Here is a 17,118-nt window from a genome sequence, read left to right as displayed (position 1 = left end):
CTTACCAAATGTAAAGAAGTTTAAAGACTATACCTTGTTAGCGTACTGTACAGAAAAACAAAAAGGGCGACAAATTGTCACCCTTTTTCCTATTAATCGACGCCCTTTCAGGAGGCGTCAGCGGTTCCAGGCAGCGCTTCCGGTACCGGCGCGGCAAAACCGCGCAGCCCGACAACGTGTACATGTTCGTGATTATTGAACACTTTACGCACCAGTTTATAGGTGGTGCCTTTTTCCGGGCTGATATTTTCCGGCGCCGCGATAATCAGCTGCATCTCCAGACGTTCACACAGTTCGAACAGCGTGGCGATAGAGCGAGCATCCAGACGTGCTGCTTCATCGAGGAACAGCAGACGGCAAGGCGAGATATCCTTGCCGCGCAGGCGACGGGATTCATCTTCCCAGCTCTGCACCACCATCACCAGAATCGACATCCCGGTACCGATCGCTTCACCGGTCGACAGCGCGCCGGACTCCGCGCGCAGCCAGCCGTCTGAACCACGGTTAACTTCCACTTCCATCTCCAGATAGTTGCGGTAGTCGAGCAGTTCCTCACCGATGGTTTGCGGCGTACGTTGCCCCATGTCAATCTGCGGATTCAGGCGCTGATACAGTTTGGCCAGCGCTTCCGAGAAGGTCAGGCGATTGCTGTTAAACAGATCCTGATGTTGCTCATGCTGTTCAGACAGGACATCCAGCAGCGTCGAGTGGGTCTCGCGCACGTTGACGTTCAGACGCACGCTGTTGACCTGGCCGAACGACACGCTCTGCAGCCCCTGGTTGAGCATGCGAATACGGTTCTGTTCACGCTGGATGGTCTTGCGAATGATATTCGCCACGCTGCGGGAGCTAATTGCCAGCTTCTGTTCGCGATTGGTCAGCTCTTCGGTCAGACGGCTGAGCTCGATTTCCATCTGCTCGATCGCTTCTACCGGATCGTCAGTGCGAATAATATCCTGGCGGATTCGCTCGCGCAGATGCTGATAAACCGCAACGAAGAACTGAATTTTGCGCTCCGGACGTTTCGGATCTTCCGAAATACGCAGGACGTCGCGCAGGTGTTCGTTATCGGCGACCGCCAGACGCAGCGCGCCCAGCGCCTTATCCGACATCGAACGCAGTTCGTCGGCGGAGAGATAGGCCAGCTCGCGGCGGTGCAGACGACGTTCCACGCCGTTGTCTTTCACCAGACGCATCACCGCGCACCATCCCGCTTTAGCGCTCACCACCTGCTCGCGCATTTCGCAGTAATCGCGCTCCAGCTTGCGCAGTTTGCGGGTCAGGTTGTCCATCTCCGCTTCGCAGAAGGTCAACGCTTTCTCCAGCTGATTACGACGGGAGCGGTTGTTGCTCAGCTGCATATGAAGTTCATCACGACGCGCACGCGCACGCTCTTCCGCGCCGGTATCGGCGCGTACGCCGATATCCTGCAGCTCTTTATACAGATCGTTGAGCAGCTCTTTCTTGGTGTCATACGAGCTTTTCAGCGACGCCAGCACCTGGTTGTACTGGTTCAACTGCGCAACGTGGCTACGCATCGCTTCGCGAGCGCGACTGCGCTCAGATTCTGCTTGTTGCAGGCGCTGGCGCAGCTTCTCGTTGAGATCGCTGTTGCCGCTGAGCATCTCCGCCGAGTCAGAGTAGCTGAAGTGGGCGCGGCGCTGCACGACTTCCGCCAACGCGAAAGCCTGCTGACGCGCATCGCGCTGCATTTGCTGCGAATAGGCATAGTCTTCTTTCAGCTGTTCAAACTGTTCCGGGTCGCTTTGCAGTACCGAGACGATCGGTTCCAGTTTCGCCAGCTGATTGCCATGCTGCTGGATAAAGCGCGCCGCTTCCTGCGCTTCGTCCAGACGCTCCTGGATTTCATCTACGCGATCGGCCAGCGTCTCATCGGCCAGCAGGTTCAGGCGCGGCAGCAGGCGGTTCAGCGCCGATACGCCCTCTTTCGCCTGCTCGTACTGGACGCGATTCTGTTGGTTATCGCTTTCATGCGCATTCAGCGCACGCTCGAGTTCACCGCGGCGGCTATTGAGTTTGCGGATCTCTTCTTCCGGGTCGTCATCAAAGGCAACCGCCAGATGGCTACCGATGAAGCGGCTGAAGGCCTGATGCAGGCGCTGCGTTTTCTGCACGTCAAACGACAGCGTAGCAAAACGCTCGGAGAGACTTTCACGCTCGGCGTGCAGCGTTTCGATGCGGTTTTCACGGGCGGCGCGGCCAAACAGCGGCAGCGTCGGAAAACGCGAATAGCGCCACTGGCGGTCGGCAATCTTCACCACCACCGCTTTTTCCAGCTCATCGACGCTGAATACGCTGTCATCGAAGGACTGCGGATCGCCTTCGATCAGATACAGGTCTTCCGGGCAATCTTCCAGCCCTTCGAGCTGCTCCGCCACCTGTGACAGATCCGGAACCACGATCGCATGGCGCGATGGGCCATACAGCGCGGAGAAGTACGGCGCATCGTCGAGGCTAACGTCGTCATAGATTTCCGACAACAGCACGCCGCCAAAGCGCTCCGCCAGCGCGTTCAGACGCGGGTCTTCAGAGCCGCCCGGTTGGCTGAGACGCTCAATTTCTTCGTCAATGGCGCGCTTGCGGGCGCCGACTTCATCGCGCTCAACAATGGCTTCGCGCTCGCGCTCCAGCAGCTGCTGCAGGTATTCGGTGACGTCCTGGCTTGATTCAAACTGCTCACCGCACTGCTCGCACAGTTGGTTGAGGCTGTTTTGCGCCGCCAGCCAAATCGGCGCCCGGCGCATCAGCGTCTGAGTACGCGACTGCAGCTGCTCAAGCTCCTGACGCAGAGCCATGCGCTGTTCCTGAGCGTTAGAGACGCTGTCGGCCAATGAGGCAATGCGCGCTTCCAGTTCCTGATGCAGCGTTTCCAAATCGTCAATATCGTAGCGTTTGCCCTGGCGCTTACAGAATTCGGCCAGCTGGCGCTCGGCGTCTTGTTGTTCACGCAGACGCTGTTCCAGCTCGTTGAGACGGCTACGCAGCCCATGCGCCTGCTCCGCCAGATGACGCTGGTTGACGCCATCGCGTAGTAATTCACGCGCCACATCCCAGGCTTCATTACGCGCCAGCGGCCCGTTGATCGCCGCAACCAGCTGATATGCTTGTTCAAACTGGCTGTGCGCGGTTTGCGCCACGCTCATTTTCTGTTCCAGCGACAGCATTTTTTCCGTCGCTTCCAGCTCTTTCGCCTGGAACGTTTCCAGCCATTCGTCGGCGCTGTCGGCGGTTAAATCCGGCAGGTGACACAGCGCGCGCGCGCGTTCCAGCGCCTGTAGCGCCTGATTGTACTGAATGGCGCGAGTCTGCTGCACGTCGAGCGCCTGCTGGTAATCGGCGAGCTGGCTCTTCAGCTCATCAACTTCCAGTTCTGCGGCCTCGGCGCGGGCTTCGTTCTCTTCCTGCTGGTCGGCGGCTTCCGCCACCACTTCATTTTGCTCTTCCAGACGGATCTGCAGTTCGTCGAGATCCGCCTCGTAGCGCTCGATTTTTTCCTGCTGACGCAGCGCGGTTTGTACCAGGTTCAGGTGATCGCTGGCGGCCTGGTAGTCGGCTTCCAGATCGCCTTCTGCGCCGTTGTGTTCCTGCAGCTCGCGTGCCATATCGACATGTTTGTACTGCTCTGCCGCCAGCTGCGAACGCGAGGTAAAGAGCTCGCGACGGTACTCCAGCGCTTTATCCAGATGGATGCGCCGCTCGTTGGCGTGACGCATGTAGTCCGCCGCCACGTAGTTGGTGGCTTCACTGATAAGGTGCTTAAACAGATCGCGATCGGACTGGGTAACGCGAATCGCTTCCAGCGTCATACGGTTTTCACGCAGCGCCGCTTCCATATCCTGGAATGCCTTACGTACGCCGCTGTTTTCCGGCAGCAGGTAATCGCGCAGGGAGCGGGTAATGGTGCTGGAGATCCCGCCGTACAGCGAGGCCTCAATCAGGCGGTAGTATTTGCTACGATCGGATGCTGAACGCAGACGACGCGCTACCACGCCCAAATCAAACATCAGCGAGTGATATTCGGTAATCGAGTTAAACTGTTTGAACTGCACCCCTTCCATCGCGTCGAGCTTCTCTTTCAGCTCGTTGAGGCTCACGACGCGCACCTGGCGCTCGTTAAGGGTTTCGGTCAACAGTTGGGTCGGCTGGATCGAGGTTGGCAATCCCTGGATGGCAAATGGCTTAATATCGACTTTACGGTCGCGCCCGGCAACCTGCTGCAGACGCACGCCAACCACCACGCGCTGGTGGCGCGAGTTGATCACGTCAAGCACCGAGTAACAGACGCCGGCGCGCAGTTTACCGTGCAGGCCTTTATCACGCGAACCGCTGGTGGCGCCCGCTTCGGTGGTGTTACGGAAGTGCAGCAGGGTTAAATCGGGGATCAGCGCCGTGACGAAAGCCGCCATGGTCGTGGATTTACCGGCGCCGTTACCCCCGGAGAGCGTCGTTACCAGCTCATCAAGATCGAAGGTCCGGGCAAAAAAACCGTTCCAGTTAACCAGCGTCAGCGAGCGAAACTTACCGCGTTCAATCATTATTCTTCCTCCCCGCTATCCGGCTGATTCTCTTCATTCTCATCATTGAGCTGCAGGTGATTCTCCAGCGCCATTGCTTCGCCGTCGCGGATCATGCGCAGCTGCGCTTCGCGCGGATCGTCGCCGACGCGCACGTCAGCGCCAAAGCGGAACACCGATTCGGTGATGCGGAATTTACTGCTGTCGTGACCCATAAACCACACCATGCCGAGGCGACGCAGGCGGTTGAGAGACGCGCGCATTTTCTCCTGCAGCTTCTGGCGGTCGAGGTCGGAACCGGTGGAACGGTTGTTGACCAGCTTCAGCAATTTGCTTTCGTCCGCCAGCGTCAGGAGCTCATCGTAGAGCTCCTGCTGGGTGAAGATGCCTTCATTAGCCAGACGTTCGGGGCTGAGGTAGAGGTAGCAAAGAATTTTGCCGACCATCATATCCAGCTCTGACAATACCGAGCGCGGGATCAACGTCGTGGAGCGCGGACGCAGGTAGAAGAACCCCTCCGGCGCGCGAATCAGCTCAACGTTGTAGCGCGCGTAAAACTCTTCCAGGTAATCCTGAAAATCCATCAAAAATGCGTGATTATCCAGCTCATCCAGGCCAATGTGGCGGCCCGCACGCAGGGCGCTGTCCAGCGCCGGAAATAACGGATTGGCCAACGCCTGCGCCAGCTTAGCTGGCATCACTTGTTCAATATTTGTCAATGACATGCGCCTGTACCTTGGCTCCGTAATCATTAATCGGCTGCCATTTTGCCGGCAGTCCGGTGAAATCTGCCTGGGCGACGCCCAGCTGTACCGCCTGGTCAACAACGATTCGCGCGACGTCAAAGTGACGCGCGCGCGGATACTGCGCCAGAAACTCTCGCGCCACCAGGCCGAGATCCAGCGGCATACCCTTCTCTTTGTAGACCGCCAGCTGCGCTTCAATCAGCGCGGCCAGCTGCTCGCGAATTTCGTTGAACTCTTCGAATTCAAGGTCTGCCGGCAGCTCGCCGGTGACTTCTTCATCGCGCAGCGCCATCTCTTCATCGCGCATATCCAGCAAACGGTCGGCGCTGGCATAGGTCAGCGCCCACGGAGCGTCGAAGTAGGTCTGTACCGACTGACGCAAACGCTGGGCGAACACGCGGTTTTTATCCATATCGATGGCGGTACGGATAAATTTATGTACGTGACGATCGTAACCGATCCACAGGTCGATAGCCTGTTGACCCCAGCTGACAATACGGTCGAGCTTGCTTTGCAGGTCGAACACCAGACGGTCGACAAAATGCAGATCGTCGCGCGCGATGGTGGCGTCCTGGATACGCAGCAGGTTGGCCTGCAGCTTATCGCCCGCCGCATCCAGAGTATCTTGCAATTCGCGCAGAGTACCGGAGGTTTCGGACAGCAACAGTTCGCAGCTGGAAATCGCCGCGCGCCAGTCTTTGTTCAGCAACTGGGCGATATCGTCTTTCACCTGCTGTTGCTGCTCATCCATGATGCGTTGAGTCAGATCGATACTATCGAAGATTTCCGCCACCGAATATTTCAGCGGCGCAAAGACGTTGCGATGCCAGTGGAATTCATCGCCGCCCTCATCCGCGGAATCTGCAGCCCGCTTCAGTTCGCCGGCCACAATCGACAGCTGCATCGACAAACGCAGGGTGGAGAATTCACGCTGGCGAATATAGTAGTCGGTAATGCCAATACCTAACGGCGTCAGGCGGTAGATCGCATTCCCTTCCGTTATTTCGCTGGTAAAGCGGTTCAGCAGACGCTGGCGCACCATATCGTTGATGGCGTTATTGGCGCGCTGGCTGATGGTTTCGCTGGTCTGCTCAAACGCATCACTGACGTGGCGGAACGCGTCCACCAGTTCTCCCTCGGTCATTTCCCCTTCCAGCCGCTCGCCGTTCAGCGTGGCGACAGCCAGCAGAAAAGAGAGTCTGTCGACCGGCAGCGAGATGGAAAAATCATTTTTCCTGGCCCAGGCAACCAGTTCGGGGACTGTCTGGGAAAATTCACTCATAGTTTATCCTTGCATCTGCGGCTGTGCGCCTGGATCTTTCTTAAGCGCAGTGACATGAATATAGCGGCCCAGGCTGATATACGGCTCCTGGCGACAGTAGCGCGTTTCCAGCTCCAGCAGCGCAGTAAAGCTGTCATGCTGTTTACGTTTCTCACGCAGATAATCATGAAACACCCGCACGCCGGTTTTACCGGTTATCTGCCAACCGAGAGCTTCCAGCCAGCCGTATACCTGCTGCGGATCGCGCGGATAATCCGGCGACAGCGTGCGTTTTTTCTTTTTCGGCATGCCGATTTGCACGTAGTCGAAGTTTCCGGCGACCATATTGTGCATCAGCAGGCCGTTAGCATTGTAGAACATTAACGACAGCGCGCCGCCAGAGCGCAATACCGACCACAGCGTGCGCAACATTTCCTGCGGTTCCGCGACCCACTCAAGCACCGCATGAAACAGTATCAGATCGACGGGGCTTTCCAAATGCTGAGCAATATCCTGCGCCGCGCATTGTACAAAATGCATGTTGTCGATCACACCTTTATCGCGGGCGGCCTGTTGAGCGCGCGCCACCATTTCGGCGGAAAGATCGCATAGCGTCACGTGATGGCCTAATTCCGCGACGCGGATCGCCGTTTGCCCTTCGCCGCCGCCGGCATCAAGTACCCGCAACGGCCCTGGCCCCATCTGCGCGAGCAGCGGTTCCAGATCCTGCCAAAGGATCGCCTGGCGCAGTTGGCCTTTGGTGGTGCCATAAATATTGCGCGAAAACTTTTCAGCGATGTCATCAAAATTGCGATCCTGCACGGACGACTCCACAAGCCAACACAAAACCGCTATTTTGTCATACCCACGGCGATAATGAAGCGATCTGTTATAAGATCCGTATATAACTTTGGTTATATGGTTAAAAAAGGAACCATTCGGGATGCTTTTCACACTGAAAAAGGTATTGGGCGGCATGATGCTGCCGCTTCCTCTGCTGTTATTGCTGATGGCGATCGGCATCATTCTGCTCTGGCGCAGCCGTTTTCAAAAAACCGGCAAAGCGCTGGTCACCCTGAGCTGGCTGTTGCTGGCGCTATTAAGCCTGCAGCCGGTGGCCGACGGGTTGTTAAAACCTATCGAAAAAAGCTACCCGACCTGGCGTGGCGGCCAATCCGTTGAGTATGTCGTGGTGCTGGGCGGCGGCTATACCTGGAATCCGCAGTGGGCGCCGAGCTCCAACCTGATCAACAACAGCCTGCCGCGGCTGGCAGAGGGGATCCGCCTGTGGCGGGAAAACCCAGGCGCGAAAATGATCTTTACCGGCGCGGCGGCTAAAACCAACCCGGTTAGTACCGCCGAGGCGGGGGCGCGCGTCGCCGAAAGCCTCGGCGTACCGCGCAGCGCGATTATCGTCCTTGACCGACCAAAAGATACCGAACAGGAGGCGGCTGAAGTAAAAAAAGCCATCGGCGGCGCGCCATTCCTGCTGGTGACATCCGCCTCGCATCTGCCGCGAGCGATGATATTTTTCCGCCATGCCGGACTGAATCCATTACCGGCGCCAGCCAACCAGTTGGCGGTGGAATCGGCGCTTAACCCCTGGGAACGCGCGCTGCCGTCACCGTATTGGCTGATGCACAGCGAACGCGCGATTTACGAGACCCTGGGACGAAGCTGGCAGTGGCTGAAGGGAGCGTCAGGCGATCCAGGGCAGGATTGATTTCGCGGCAAGCGAGAAACGGGCGCGATCGAAGCGCCCGGTATTCACCAGATTTTCGACTTCATCCCATAACTGATATAGCCAACGCCGCCAGACGAAAGACTCCGCTACCGGCGCCCGCTGCAGGTAGCGCCATAATAACTGCTCCCCTAATCCGCCGTCGGCAAGGCGGAACAGTTCGTACTCCCGCGGCGCCCACAGCATCATCCCCGGACCGACCATCGCCAACAGCTGATCGCTGCGCGAGTCTTTGAGCATACTTCGTAGCGTAAAGCAGCCATGGACCAGTACGCAGTTATCGTTGAAATCGCTAAACAACTGCGGCAGGCTCTCACGACTGCGGAATAAAATGCGCTTATCCTGCATCGTTAGCCCGGTGTCATGATAGAGGTTGAGCGTGCTCCACAGCATTTCTACCCGCTGGCGATACCAGTGCGGCCAGAGGTTTTCCTGAGTGCTATCGACCATCCCCACACAGCCGCCGCTATCATGCCGATGCCACGCCAGTAACCCCTCGACAATCTGATCCTGCAGCTGCTCCCAACGCTCGGGCGTGCGCGCTGGCGCTTCAACTGAAACGCCGCGTAACCGTTCAATGAGCAATACGTCAGGCCCCGGATGTTCTTCATGCGTCATGACGCCGTATACCACCGGCATACGAACGGTGCCGCTACGGGCAAGCAGCGAAATTTTCCACGCCAGCTGGCGCGCCACGCCGGGCGTGGTAAAGCTTTTCGCCAACAGCGGCATCGGGTTTCCCTGCGCATCATACAGCGACCATAGCGCTGACGAGGGTTTCTCGCTAACGCACTCCACGCGGCTTAGCTTCTCGCCAAGCAGGTGGCTCAGTTCGGCTCGCAACTGTTCCATCATAGATACCCTCATGAAGACTACTGTTTTCATAATGAGCGTCTGGGGGCGACTTGTCAGCGGATAAGATCAAAAATGGGCTAATTAGCGGCAGAAATATGTCCCCTTCAGCCGAAGGGGACGGCAAGGATTAACGCAGCTCGGCGCGGACGCGCTCCAGATCTTCCGGCGTATCAACGCCGGTGCCAGGAACCACTTCCGCCACCGCGACGTGGATTTTTTCGCCGTACCATAGTACGCGCAGCTGTTCGAGCATCTCAATTTGCTCCAGTGGGCTTGGCGCCCAGCTGACGTAGCGGCGAATAAAACCGGCGCGATAAGCGTAAATACCAATATGGCGCAGCAGGGAATCGCCAATTTCTTCGCGCGATTTTGCAAAACGATCGCGATCCCAGGGAATAGTCGCTCGAGAAAAATAGAGCGCATAGCCGTCGGCATCCATGACCACTTTGACCGCATTCGGGTTAAATGCTTCTTCGGCATCGTGAATAGGCACCGCCAGCGTTGCCATCCCGCTGGTGCTGGCCGCAAGGTTTTCCGCCACCTGGCGCACGATCGCCGACGGGATCATCGGTTCATCACCCTGAATATTGACGATGATAGTGTCATCGCTGAAAGCACATTTTTCAACGACTTCCGCCAGACGTTCGGTGCCGGATTGATGGTCGGCGCGGGTCATACAAACCTCGCCGCCCGCGGCTTCCACCGCACGCGCGACATCTTCATGGTCGGTGGCGACGATAATGCGATCCGCGCCGGATTCGCGGGCGCGCTCCAGCACGTGGACGATCATCGGCTTACCGTTGATATCCTGCAGCGGTTTCCCCGGCAGGCGCGTGGAGGCAAATCGCGCGGGAATAATGACGACAAAACTCATGGCTGGCTCTCTTCAACCGCGAGCGAACGCGCTTCGTTTTCAAGCAGTACCGGGATCCCGTCGCGCAGCGGGAAGGCCAGGCTGTCGGCTTTACAGATAAGCTCTTGCTTATCCTGGCTGTAGTACAGCTTACCGTTGCAAACCGGGCAGGCGATAATTTCGAGTAAACGGTGATCCATGATTCCTCCTGATGGACCGAATAGATTTGGCAGCAGCATATCACAGGATGGTAGCCCGCGTATCACGCGGCATCAACGCCCCAACCTTGCCGCTGGTTAGCAAATAGCGTCGCGGGTAACTGGCGCAGCACAACCTCTTCTGCCCCTTGCCAGCGCGCAAAATCATTAATTGCTCGCTGGAGTCCGCTCTCCAGCCCGGCAGTCACTTTAACCCCCTCTTCCAGCCACAGCGAAAAGATCTCCAGCACGCCGCCCTTACGGTGCAACTTGCTGTCCATCCTGCCTACCAGTTTGCCCTGATGCAGCAACGGTAGCACAAAGTAGCCGTATTGCCGTTTCGGCGCCGGGGTATAGCATTCCAGTCGATAGCTGAAGTTGAATAACTGCTCGGCGCGTTTACGGTCCCAGACTACCGGATCAAACGGCGAGAGCACGGCGCTATGGCTGGCGGTTAACTTACCGCCGGATGCCGATTCCAGCACAGCTTGCAGATCGCGATGCAGCCACATCTCACCCAACTCCTCAACCATCACCGGCACCACCAACCCCTCATCCTGCCAGCCCTTCAGCAGCGCCGGTAATGCAGGCTGGCGTAGACGATAATAATCGGCCAGCCACTGTGGACGAAAAACGCCCAGGCTGCGCGCGCTGTTACGTAGCATAATGGACTCGGCCTCCTGACGGGAGAGCGCATCGCGCCCATCATCCCAGTGCGGCATCGCACGATGGGTTAAATCATAGACGCGATGAAAATTACGCCGCTCAACGACCATCAGTTTGCCGGCGGTGAACAACCCTTCCAGATGACGTTTATGTGGTTTCCACTCCCACCAGCCGCTGGCGCCTATACGTGGATGGGAAAAATCCGCCGAGCGAACCGGGCCATTTTGCGCAATATGCTCCAGCAACTCTTCTATGCTCGCGGCATGCTCGAGCATCCACTCTTTATGGTATTTCCAGCCCATCTTGTCGGGATTCAACATCCGGTGGCGCACGAGGGCGAAATCGCTGCGTGGCAAAAAACAGGCTTCATGCGCCCAGTATTCCATCAGTTCGCCGCTACGCAAGGAATCATCCAGCCAGTGCTGCGGATAGCTACCAAGGCGGCTAAACAGCACCAGATAAGGGCTACGGGCGACCACGTTGATCGTATCGATTTGCAGCAGCGACATCTGCTGGATGGTGGAAAGGATGTCAGTCTGGCGAGCGCGACGTCGGGGCTTTTTCAGTAACCCCTGCGCCGCAAGATGAAGATGGCGAGCCTCTTTTAGCGATAGTTGCAATACCGACATGCAGGTTCTCCGTAGGGGATTCAAGCACAGCGGCGAGCAAAGCCAGCACGCAGGTTAACGTTGCGCCAGCGTCACTAAGTCCGCGAGCAACCGCTGTGCGCGATCATCGGTCATTATGGCGTCAACCGGCAGATACCACCAGTTAGCGGCGGCGAATTCACGGCATTTTACCGCGTCTTTCTCGGTCATCAACAACGTCTGCGACGGGGTTACCAATGCGGCGACAGCGCTTTGACTCAGCGCCTGATGATCCGCCAGCGCCACGGTTTTCACCGGCCGCACGCCGCAGTTTTCTAGCGTCGCGAAAAAGCGCGGCGGATGGCCAATGCCGGCCATCGCTACTACGTTATCGAGGGTCGCAACATCGCGACGCTCGCCGGTAAGCAGGTTCACCGCCATGCCGGGACGCAAGTGCATCGGAATTTCACCCGGACTCGCGACGCCGCCGTTGACGATAACGGCATCGACGCTTTGCAAACGGGATGCGCGCTCGCGCATCGGCCCGGCCGGTAACCACCAGCCGTTGCCAAAGCGGCGTACACCGTCGATCACGACGATTTCTACATCCCGCGCCAGCTTATAGTGCTGTAGACCATCATCGGTGACGATAATTTGCAAATCGTGGGCGGCCAATAACGCTTTTACCGCGTCGCTGCGTAGCGGAGAAACCGCTACCGGCGCGCCGGTACGCTGATGAATCAACACCGGTTCATCGCCCGCCTGCGCCGTACTGGTCGCGTCATCCAGAACCAACGGATAGCTGTCGGCTTTGCCGCCGTAACCGCGAGACACCACGCCGACGCGAATGCCTCGCTGCTGTAGTTGCTCCACCAACCACACCACCACCGGCGTTTTACCGTTGCCGCCGGCGGTCAAATTACCGACTACGACAACCGGCACCGGCGCGTGCCAGGCTTTTTTCCACCCCAGCTTATAGCTGAGGCGAATGAAAGCGCTCACCAGGCCATACAGCCAGGAGAGCGGCAGCAATAGCCGCCATAGCGGCGATTTGCCTGACCAGATGCGCGCTATCATTGACCGAATTGCATCTTATGTAGCTGCGCGTAAACGCCTTTATGCTCCAGCAGCTCCAGATGGCCACCGCGCTCAACGATACGCCCATCTTCCACAACCACGATTTCGTCAGCCTGCTCGATTGTCGACAGACGGTGGGCGATAACCAGTGATGTACGGTTTTTCTGCAGTTCATCCAGCGCCGCCTGAATCGCACGTTCCGACTCGGTATCCAGCGCCGAGGTGGCTTCATCGAGGATCAGGATAGGGCTGTTGCGCAGCAGCGCGCGCGCAATAGCGATACGCTGACGTTGACCGCCGGAGAGCATGACGCCATTCTCGCCGATAATCGTGTCCAGGCCATTATCCATCTTGTTGATAAAGTCCATTGCATAGGCCATACGCGCCGCTTCTTCAATTTGCTCGCGGGTGTACTCTTCGGTACGCGCATAGGCGATGTTATTGGCGACGGTGTCATTGAACAGGTGTACGTTCTGCGAAACCAGCGCCACCTGGTCACGCAACGAGCTCAGTTTGTACTCGCGCAGATCGTGGCCATCCAGCAGAATTTGCCCCTCGTCAACATCGTAAAAACGGGTAATCAGGCTGGCGATGGTGGATTTACCTGAGCCGGAACGCCCTACCAGCGCAACGGTTTTTCCCTCCGGAATGCTCAGATTAATGTTACGCAACGCGGCAACTTCGCGACCAGGATAGCTAAAGGTGACGTTGTGGAACTCCAGGTTACCTTTGGCGCGCTCAATCACGCGCGTGCCTTCATCTTTCTCCTGCTCGGAATCCAGAATGGAGAACAGCGTCTGACATGCCGCCATCCCACGCTGGAACTGAGCGTTGACGTTAGTCAGGGATTTCAGCGGACGCATTAGCGCGATCATCGACGAAAAGACCACGGTGATGGTACCGGCGGTCAGGGTTTCCATGACGCTTGGGAAGCTCGCCGCATAAAGCACAAAGGCCAGAGCCAGAGAGGCAATCAGCTGAATGACCGGGTCGGAGATAGAGGACGCGGAGACCATTTTCATCCCCTGCAGGCGCATCTTATTACTGACCTTGTCAAAACGCTTGGTTTCAACGGCCTGGCCGCCGAACATCAGCACTTCTTTATGCCCTTTGAGCATCTGTTCAGCACTGGTGGTCACCTGCCCCATAGTGTTCTGCATATTCTTACTGATATTACGAAAACGCTTCGAAACCACCCGAATCGCCACTGAGACGATAGGCGCCAGCACGATAAGAATCAGCGACAATTGCCAGCTGTAATAGAACATCATGGCGAACAGACCGATAATTGAGGCCCCCTCTCGCACCACGGTGATCAACGCGCTGGAGGAAGATGACGCGACCTGCTCAGAATCATAGGTGATACGCGACAGCAATGTCCCGGTGGACTGTTTGTCGAAGAAGGCGACAGGCATACCCATCATATGGCCAAACAGGCGGCGACGCATCGTCATCACCACTTTGCCGGAAACCCAGGAGATGCAGTAGCTTGAGATATAACTGGTGATGCCGCGCAGCACCATTAAACCGATCACCACCAGCGGCATCCATAACAGTACTGAGCGATCCGTTTTACCAAAACCATCATCCAATAACGGTTTAAGAAGCGATAACATGAAGGTATCACTTGCCGCGTTAAGCACCAACGCCACGGCCGCTACGATTAGCCCGGCTTTAAACGGCGCTATCATCGGCCAAAGTCGGCGGAAGGTCTGCCACGTGGAGAGATCTTTATCGTTCTGCATTCAATAAACCAGCTTATGTTGAAATAGCCGCATATTCTACCCGTTCTACGCCTCTGCGCCAAACCACTGATGATACCAACGAGGTAAAAGTTGATCCCGTAAGCTCTGGATTTGCCAACCATCTGGAGAAAAAATAATCGTTATTTGCCCCGAGTGCGGCGTATCAAACCACAGATATCCCTGCTTACGATAACGCTCTTCGACTTTTTTGGAAGGCATCTTCCATGCATTGTAACGCGCTGCCGAGGCGATAGCCGCCTCTCCTCCTACCCGCTGCAGCAATGTCACGCCGGATGACGTATTACTGCCATGGTGCGGAACCTGAATAAGTGTAGACGTAAGATGTTGCCAGTAATGGCTTATCATTTGCTGTTCGGCAGGGATTTCGATATCACCGGTAAGCAAAACGCTACGCCTGCCGTCATCGACCCTAACCACGCAGGAACCATTGTTTCCCTTATGCTCGCCTGCAGGCAACGGCCAAAGCGCCTGAAATCGAAGCCCTCGCCAGCGCCAGGCTTCCCCTCTGCGGCAAGGGAGATGTCCACGCAGATTAAGCGAGCTACGAATAACGAGATTTGGCCACGCCTGAACAATCGCATTCAGGCCACCGCGATGATCAAGATGTTCGTGGCTCAAGATGACTCCTTCAGGATGGAGACCACGCCAGCGCAACCAGGGCACGATGAGTCGCTGGCCGCTATCGCCCCCCGGCCAGGCGGGGCCGGTATCGTACAGAATAGCTGCTCCCTGACGCTCGATAACCACCGCTAACCCTTGTCCGACATCCAACATCGTCACTCTCCACTCGCCTGGCGTCGCGGTGCGCCAGAAGGGCCAACTGAGTAGCGCCACGCCGCTCATACAGAGTAACGGCATCTGACGCCAGGCCTGAAAACGCCATGCCAGGAGCGCCAGCCACGGTAGTACACTGATCGCCAACCACCGTTCGTCAAGCGATAACCATCCGGCAGGCAAATGGCGTAAGAACCAGAATAATATTGCCAGCAGACGATCGGCGAGTTGCCATAACGCCATTTCAAGCAACACCGGGCCGCTTAGATGCAGTAGCATCGCCGCTAAAATCAGCGGGACTATCAGAAATGTCACCAGCGGAACGGCAACCAGGTTTGCTATCAATGAAGTCAGGCTAATCCCATGAAAAAGCCCTATCTGCAGCGGCGCCAGCAGTAACATCAGGCCGCATTGCAGGTGGCCCAGCGCCAACAGTTGCCGCCACGGTGAACGACAGCGGAGCCGGCGAAGCGGCGCAAGCTGATACCAGAAAATCAACGCAGCCACCGCAAACACCGATAACCACAGGCTTTCTGAAATCATCGCCAGCGGATCAGCCAACAGTATTGCCGCAATACAACAGCAAAAGATTTGCCACGGCGACCAACGCCTGGCCTGTAGCCTTAACAGACATCCTGCGCTTAAGGCCGCACAGGTACGCAGCGCCGGGGGTTGCATGCCGGTAAGCCAGGCGTAAAACAGCGCGCAGCCTAACCCGACAAGTAGCGGTATCCGCCAGCCTATCCAGCGGCACGGAAGAAAGAACTGTATTCCACGAACCAGCAACCAGCCAAGCGACGCCCCCAGCGCAATATGCAGGCCGGAGATAGCCATTAAATGGGAGGTTCCCGTCTCCTGCATTAATCTTTTTATCTCATCCGCAACTGCCAGGCGCTCCCCCATTCCCAGCCCCAGCATCACCGTTTTCCATGGATACTCAGCGAGTGTGCGGTTTAACGAGGCCAGATAGCGAGCCCGGAAGCTGCAACGTGAATCAAGCGATGAGGCATTTAGAAAACGTCCGCTAAGCGGGCGATGCTGTGCAAGAGCGTAGCGCTGGCTATCGAAGCCGCCCTCATTTAACTGCCCATGTACCGGACGAGCGCGGATGGTCATCAGCCAGCGCTGCCCAACGCAGCCTGCTTCAGGTAGTTCGCTGCCGTAGAGGGTAATCCCAACCGCAGGATATAAACGCCGACCCTCAAGACGAATTATCTTACCTTGCCAGCTCGTCAGGCCATCACCGCCTACCAGCTCAATAATGGCCTGTCGGTTGCGACCGGGAATATGCTCAGTGGGCCACAGCGCTTGCCGGGCATGTAATATTCCCCATACGAAAAATAGCAACGTCAATGCGGCATACGTTGTGCAAGGTTTGCGCAGCGTTGCAATGATTAGCGCAGCGCCAATCAAGCACCAGACGCTTAGCATATTCGGTAGCGCCGGTAGCCAAAGCAGCGGCGAAATTCCGATTATGGCGCAGCCTGCCAGATGTGGTAATCGCATAACACCTCCCTGTTATCGGGGAGTGTCAGACAATTCGCCGCCGTGATCATGCATAAAAGAATGGAGTTGCGTCGCGCTATCCGGGAAATGTTGGCGCTTGCTATCAGGTAACAAAAGTTTTGCGAGCGGACGCGAAAAACAGACATAAAAAAAGCACCCTCAGGTGCTTTTTTATTAAGTAAGTCTTTGCCTGATGCGGAAAAACTTACTCTTCGTAAATATTGGCGCGGTCGCGTAGTTCTTTCCCGGGCTTAAAGTGAGGAACGTATTTACCTTCCAGTTCCACTTTATCGCCAGTCTTCGGGTTACGCCCGGTGCGAGGTGCTCGATAGTGCAGAGAGAAGCTGCCGAAACCGCGGATTTCAATGCGCTCACCTTGAGCAAGCGTTGAGGCCATATGCTCCAGCATTTCTTTAACAGCATCTTCCACCGCTTTCGCCGGGATATGAGATTGCTGGCTGGCAAGTCTTTCTATCAATTCTGACTTGGTCATTTTTCCTCCGGTTTCCTTCAAGGCAAAGTTAGCTTACAGCTTAAACAAGGGCGGCCGTAGC

General features: G+C 56.8%; 12 protein-coding genes and 1 pseudogene. 1 reads left to right on the top strand and 12 read right to left on the bottom strand.

Annotation, left to right across the window (positions count from 1 at the left end):
- Positions 1–107: 107 nt before the first annotated feature.
- From mukB to cmoM, 4 genes and pseudogenes are all read right to left on the bottom strand, one after another.
- Positions 108–4,556, bottom strand: a complete 4,449-nt coding sequence (gene mukB, locus AC2CGP_RS16865; RefSeq protein WP_484502398.1) for a chromosome partition protein MukB — start codon at positions 4,554–4,556, stop codon at positions 108–110.
- Positions 4,556–5,260, bottom strand: coding sequence for a chromosome partition protein MukE (mukE, locus tag AC2CGP_RS16860; protein ID WP_015367459.1), 705 nt, complete (start codon positions 5,258–5,260; stop codon positions 4,556–4,558). The genes mukB and mukE overlap by 1 nt, the downstream gene beginning before the upstream one ends.
- Positions 5,241–6,563, bottom strand: a complete 1,323-nt coding sequence (mukF, locus tag AC2CGP_RS16855; RefSeq protein ID WP_015367460.1) for a chromosome partition protein MukF — start codon at positions 6,561–6,563, stop codon at positions 5,241–5,243. Before mukF ends, mukE begins: the two co-directional genes overlap by 20 nt.
- Positions 6,560–7,364 (bottom strand): annotated as a pseudogene (gene cmoM, locus AC2CGP_RS16850) (tRNA uridine 5-oxyacetic acid(34) methyltransferase CmoM). The gene mukF and the pseudogene cmoM overlap by 4 nt, the downstream one beginning before the upstream one ends.
- Before the next feature lie 121 nt (positions 7,365–7,485).
- Between cmoM and elyC the strand changes: the two are divergent.
- Positions 7,486–8,265: an envelope biogenesis factor ElyC gene (gene elyC / locus AC2CGP_RS16845; RefSeq protein ID WP_020079254.1), complete on the top strand. Its 780-nt coding sequence runs from the start codon at positions 7,486–7,488 to the stop codon at positions 8,263–8,265.
- On the opposite strand, the gene AC2CGP_RS16840 is transcribed toward elyC, so the two are convergent.
- The 8 genes from AC2CGP_RS16840 to ihfB form a co-directional block, all read right to left on the bottom strand.
- Positions 8,242–9,135, bottom strand: a complete 894-nt coding sequence (locus AC2CGP_RS16840) for a YcbJ family phosphotransferase (RefSeq protein WP_026612361.1) — start codon at positions 9,133–9,135, stop codon at positions 8,242–8,244. The two genes, elyC and AC2CGP_RS16840, sit on opposite strands and share 24 nt — an antisense overlap.
- Before the next feature lie 130 nt (positions 9,136–9,265).
- The gene (gene kdsB, locus AC2CGP_RS16835) at positions 9,266–10,012 is read right to left on the bottom strand and encodes a 3-deoxy-manno-octulosonate cytidylyltransferase (protein ID WP_015367464.1); all 747 of its coding nucleotides are present in this window, start codon (positions 10,010–10,012) and stop codon (positions 9,266–9,268) included.
- Positions 10,009–10,191: a protein YcaR gene (gene ycaR, locus AC2CGP_RS16830; RefSeq protein WP_015367465.1), complete on the bottom strand. Its 183-nt coding sequence runs from the start codon at positions 10,189–10,191 to the stop codon at positions 10,009–10,011. The genes kdsB and ycaR overlap by 4 nt, the downstream gene beginning before the upstream one ends.
- Positions 10,192–10,253: 62 nt before the next feature.
- Positions 10,254–11,483 (bottom strand): winged helix-turn-helix domain-containing protein, encoded by a 1,230-nt coding sequence (locus tag AC2CGP_RS16825; protein ID WP_020079256.1) that lies wholly within the window; start codon positions 11,481–11,483, stop codon positions 10,254–10,256.
- A 54-nt stretch (positions 11,484–11,537) separates the two neighbouring features.
- On the bottom strand, positions 11,538–12,518 hold the full coding sequence (gene lpxK, locus AC2CGP_RS16820) for a tetraacyldisaccharide 4'-kinase (protein WP_484502397.1): 981 nt from the start codon (positions 12,516–12,518) through the stop codon (positions 11,538–11,540).
- A complete protein-coding gene (msbA, locus tag AC2CGP_RS16815; protein WP_015367468.1) occupies positions 12,515–14,263 on the bottom strand; it encodes a lipid A ABC transporter ATP-binding protein/permease MsbA in 1,749 nt (582 codons plus the stop codon). The genes lpxK and msbA overlap by 4 nt, the downstream gene beginning before the upstream one ends.
- Before the next feature lie 45 nt (positions 14,264–14,308).
- Positions 14,309–16,564 carry a ComEC family protein gene (locus tag AC2CGP_RS16810; protein ID WP_046883508.1) on the bottom strand — a complete coding sequence of 752 codons (2,256 nt, stop codon included), beginning with the start codon at positions 16,562–16,564 and terminating at the stop codon, positions 14,309–14,311.
- A gap of 205 nt (positions 16,565–16,769) precedes the next feature.
- Positions 16,770–17,057 (bottom strand): integration host factor subunit beta, encoded by a 288-nt coding sequence (gene ihfB, locus AC2CGP_RS16805; protein ID WP_004100704.1) that lies wholly within the window; start codon positions 17,055–17,057, stop codon positions 16,770–16,772.
- Between the last annotated feature and the right edge of the window lie 61 nt (positions 17,058–17,118).

The organism is Klebsiella sp. SYXHC3, from assembly GCF_057196925.1.
This window is presented reverse-complemented; position numbering and strand designations above follow the sequence as displayed.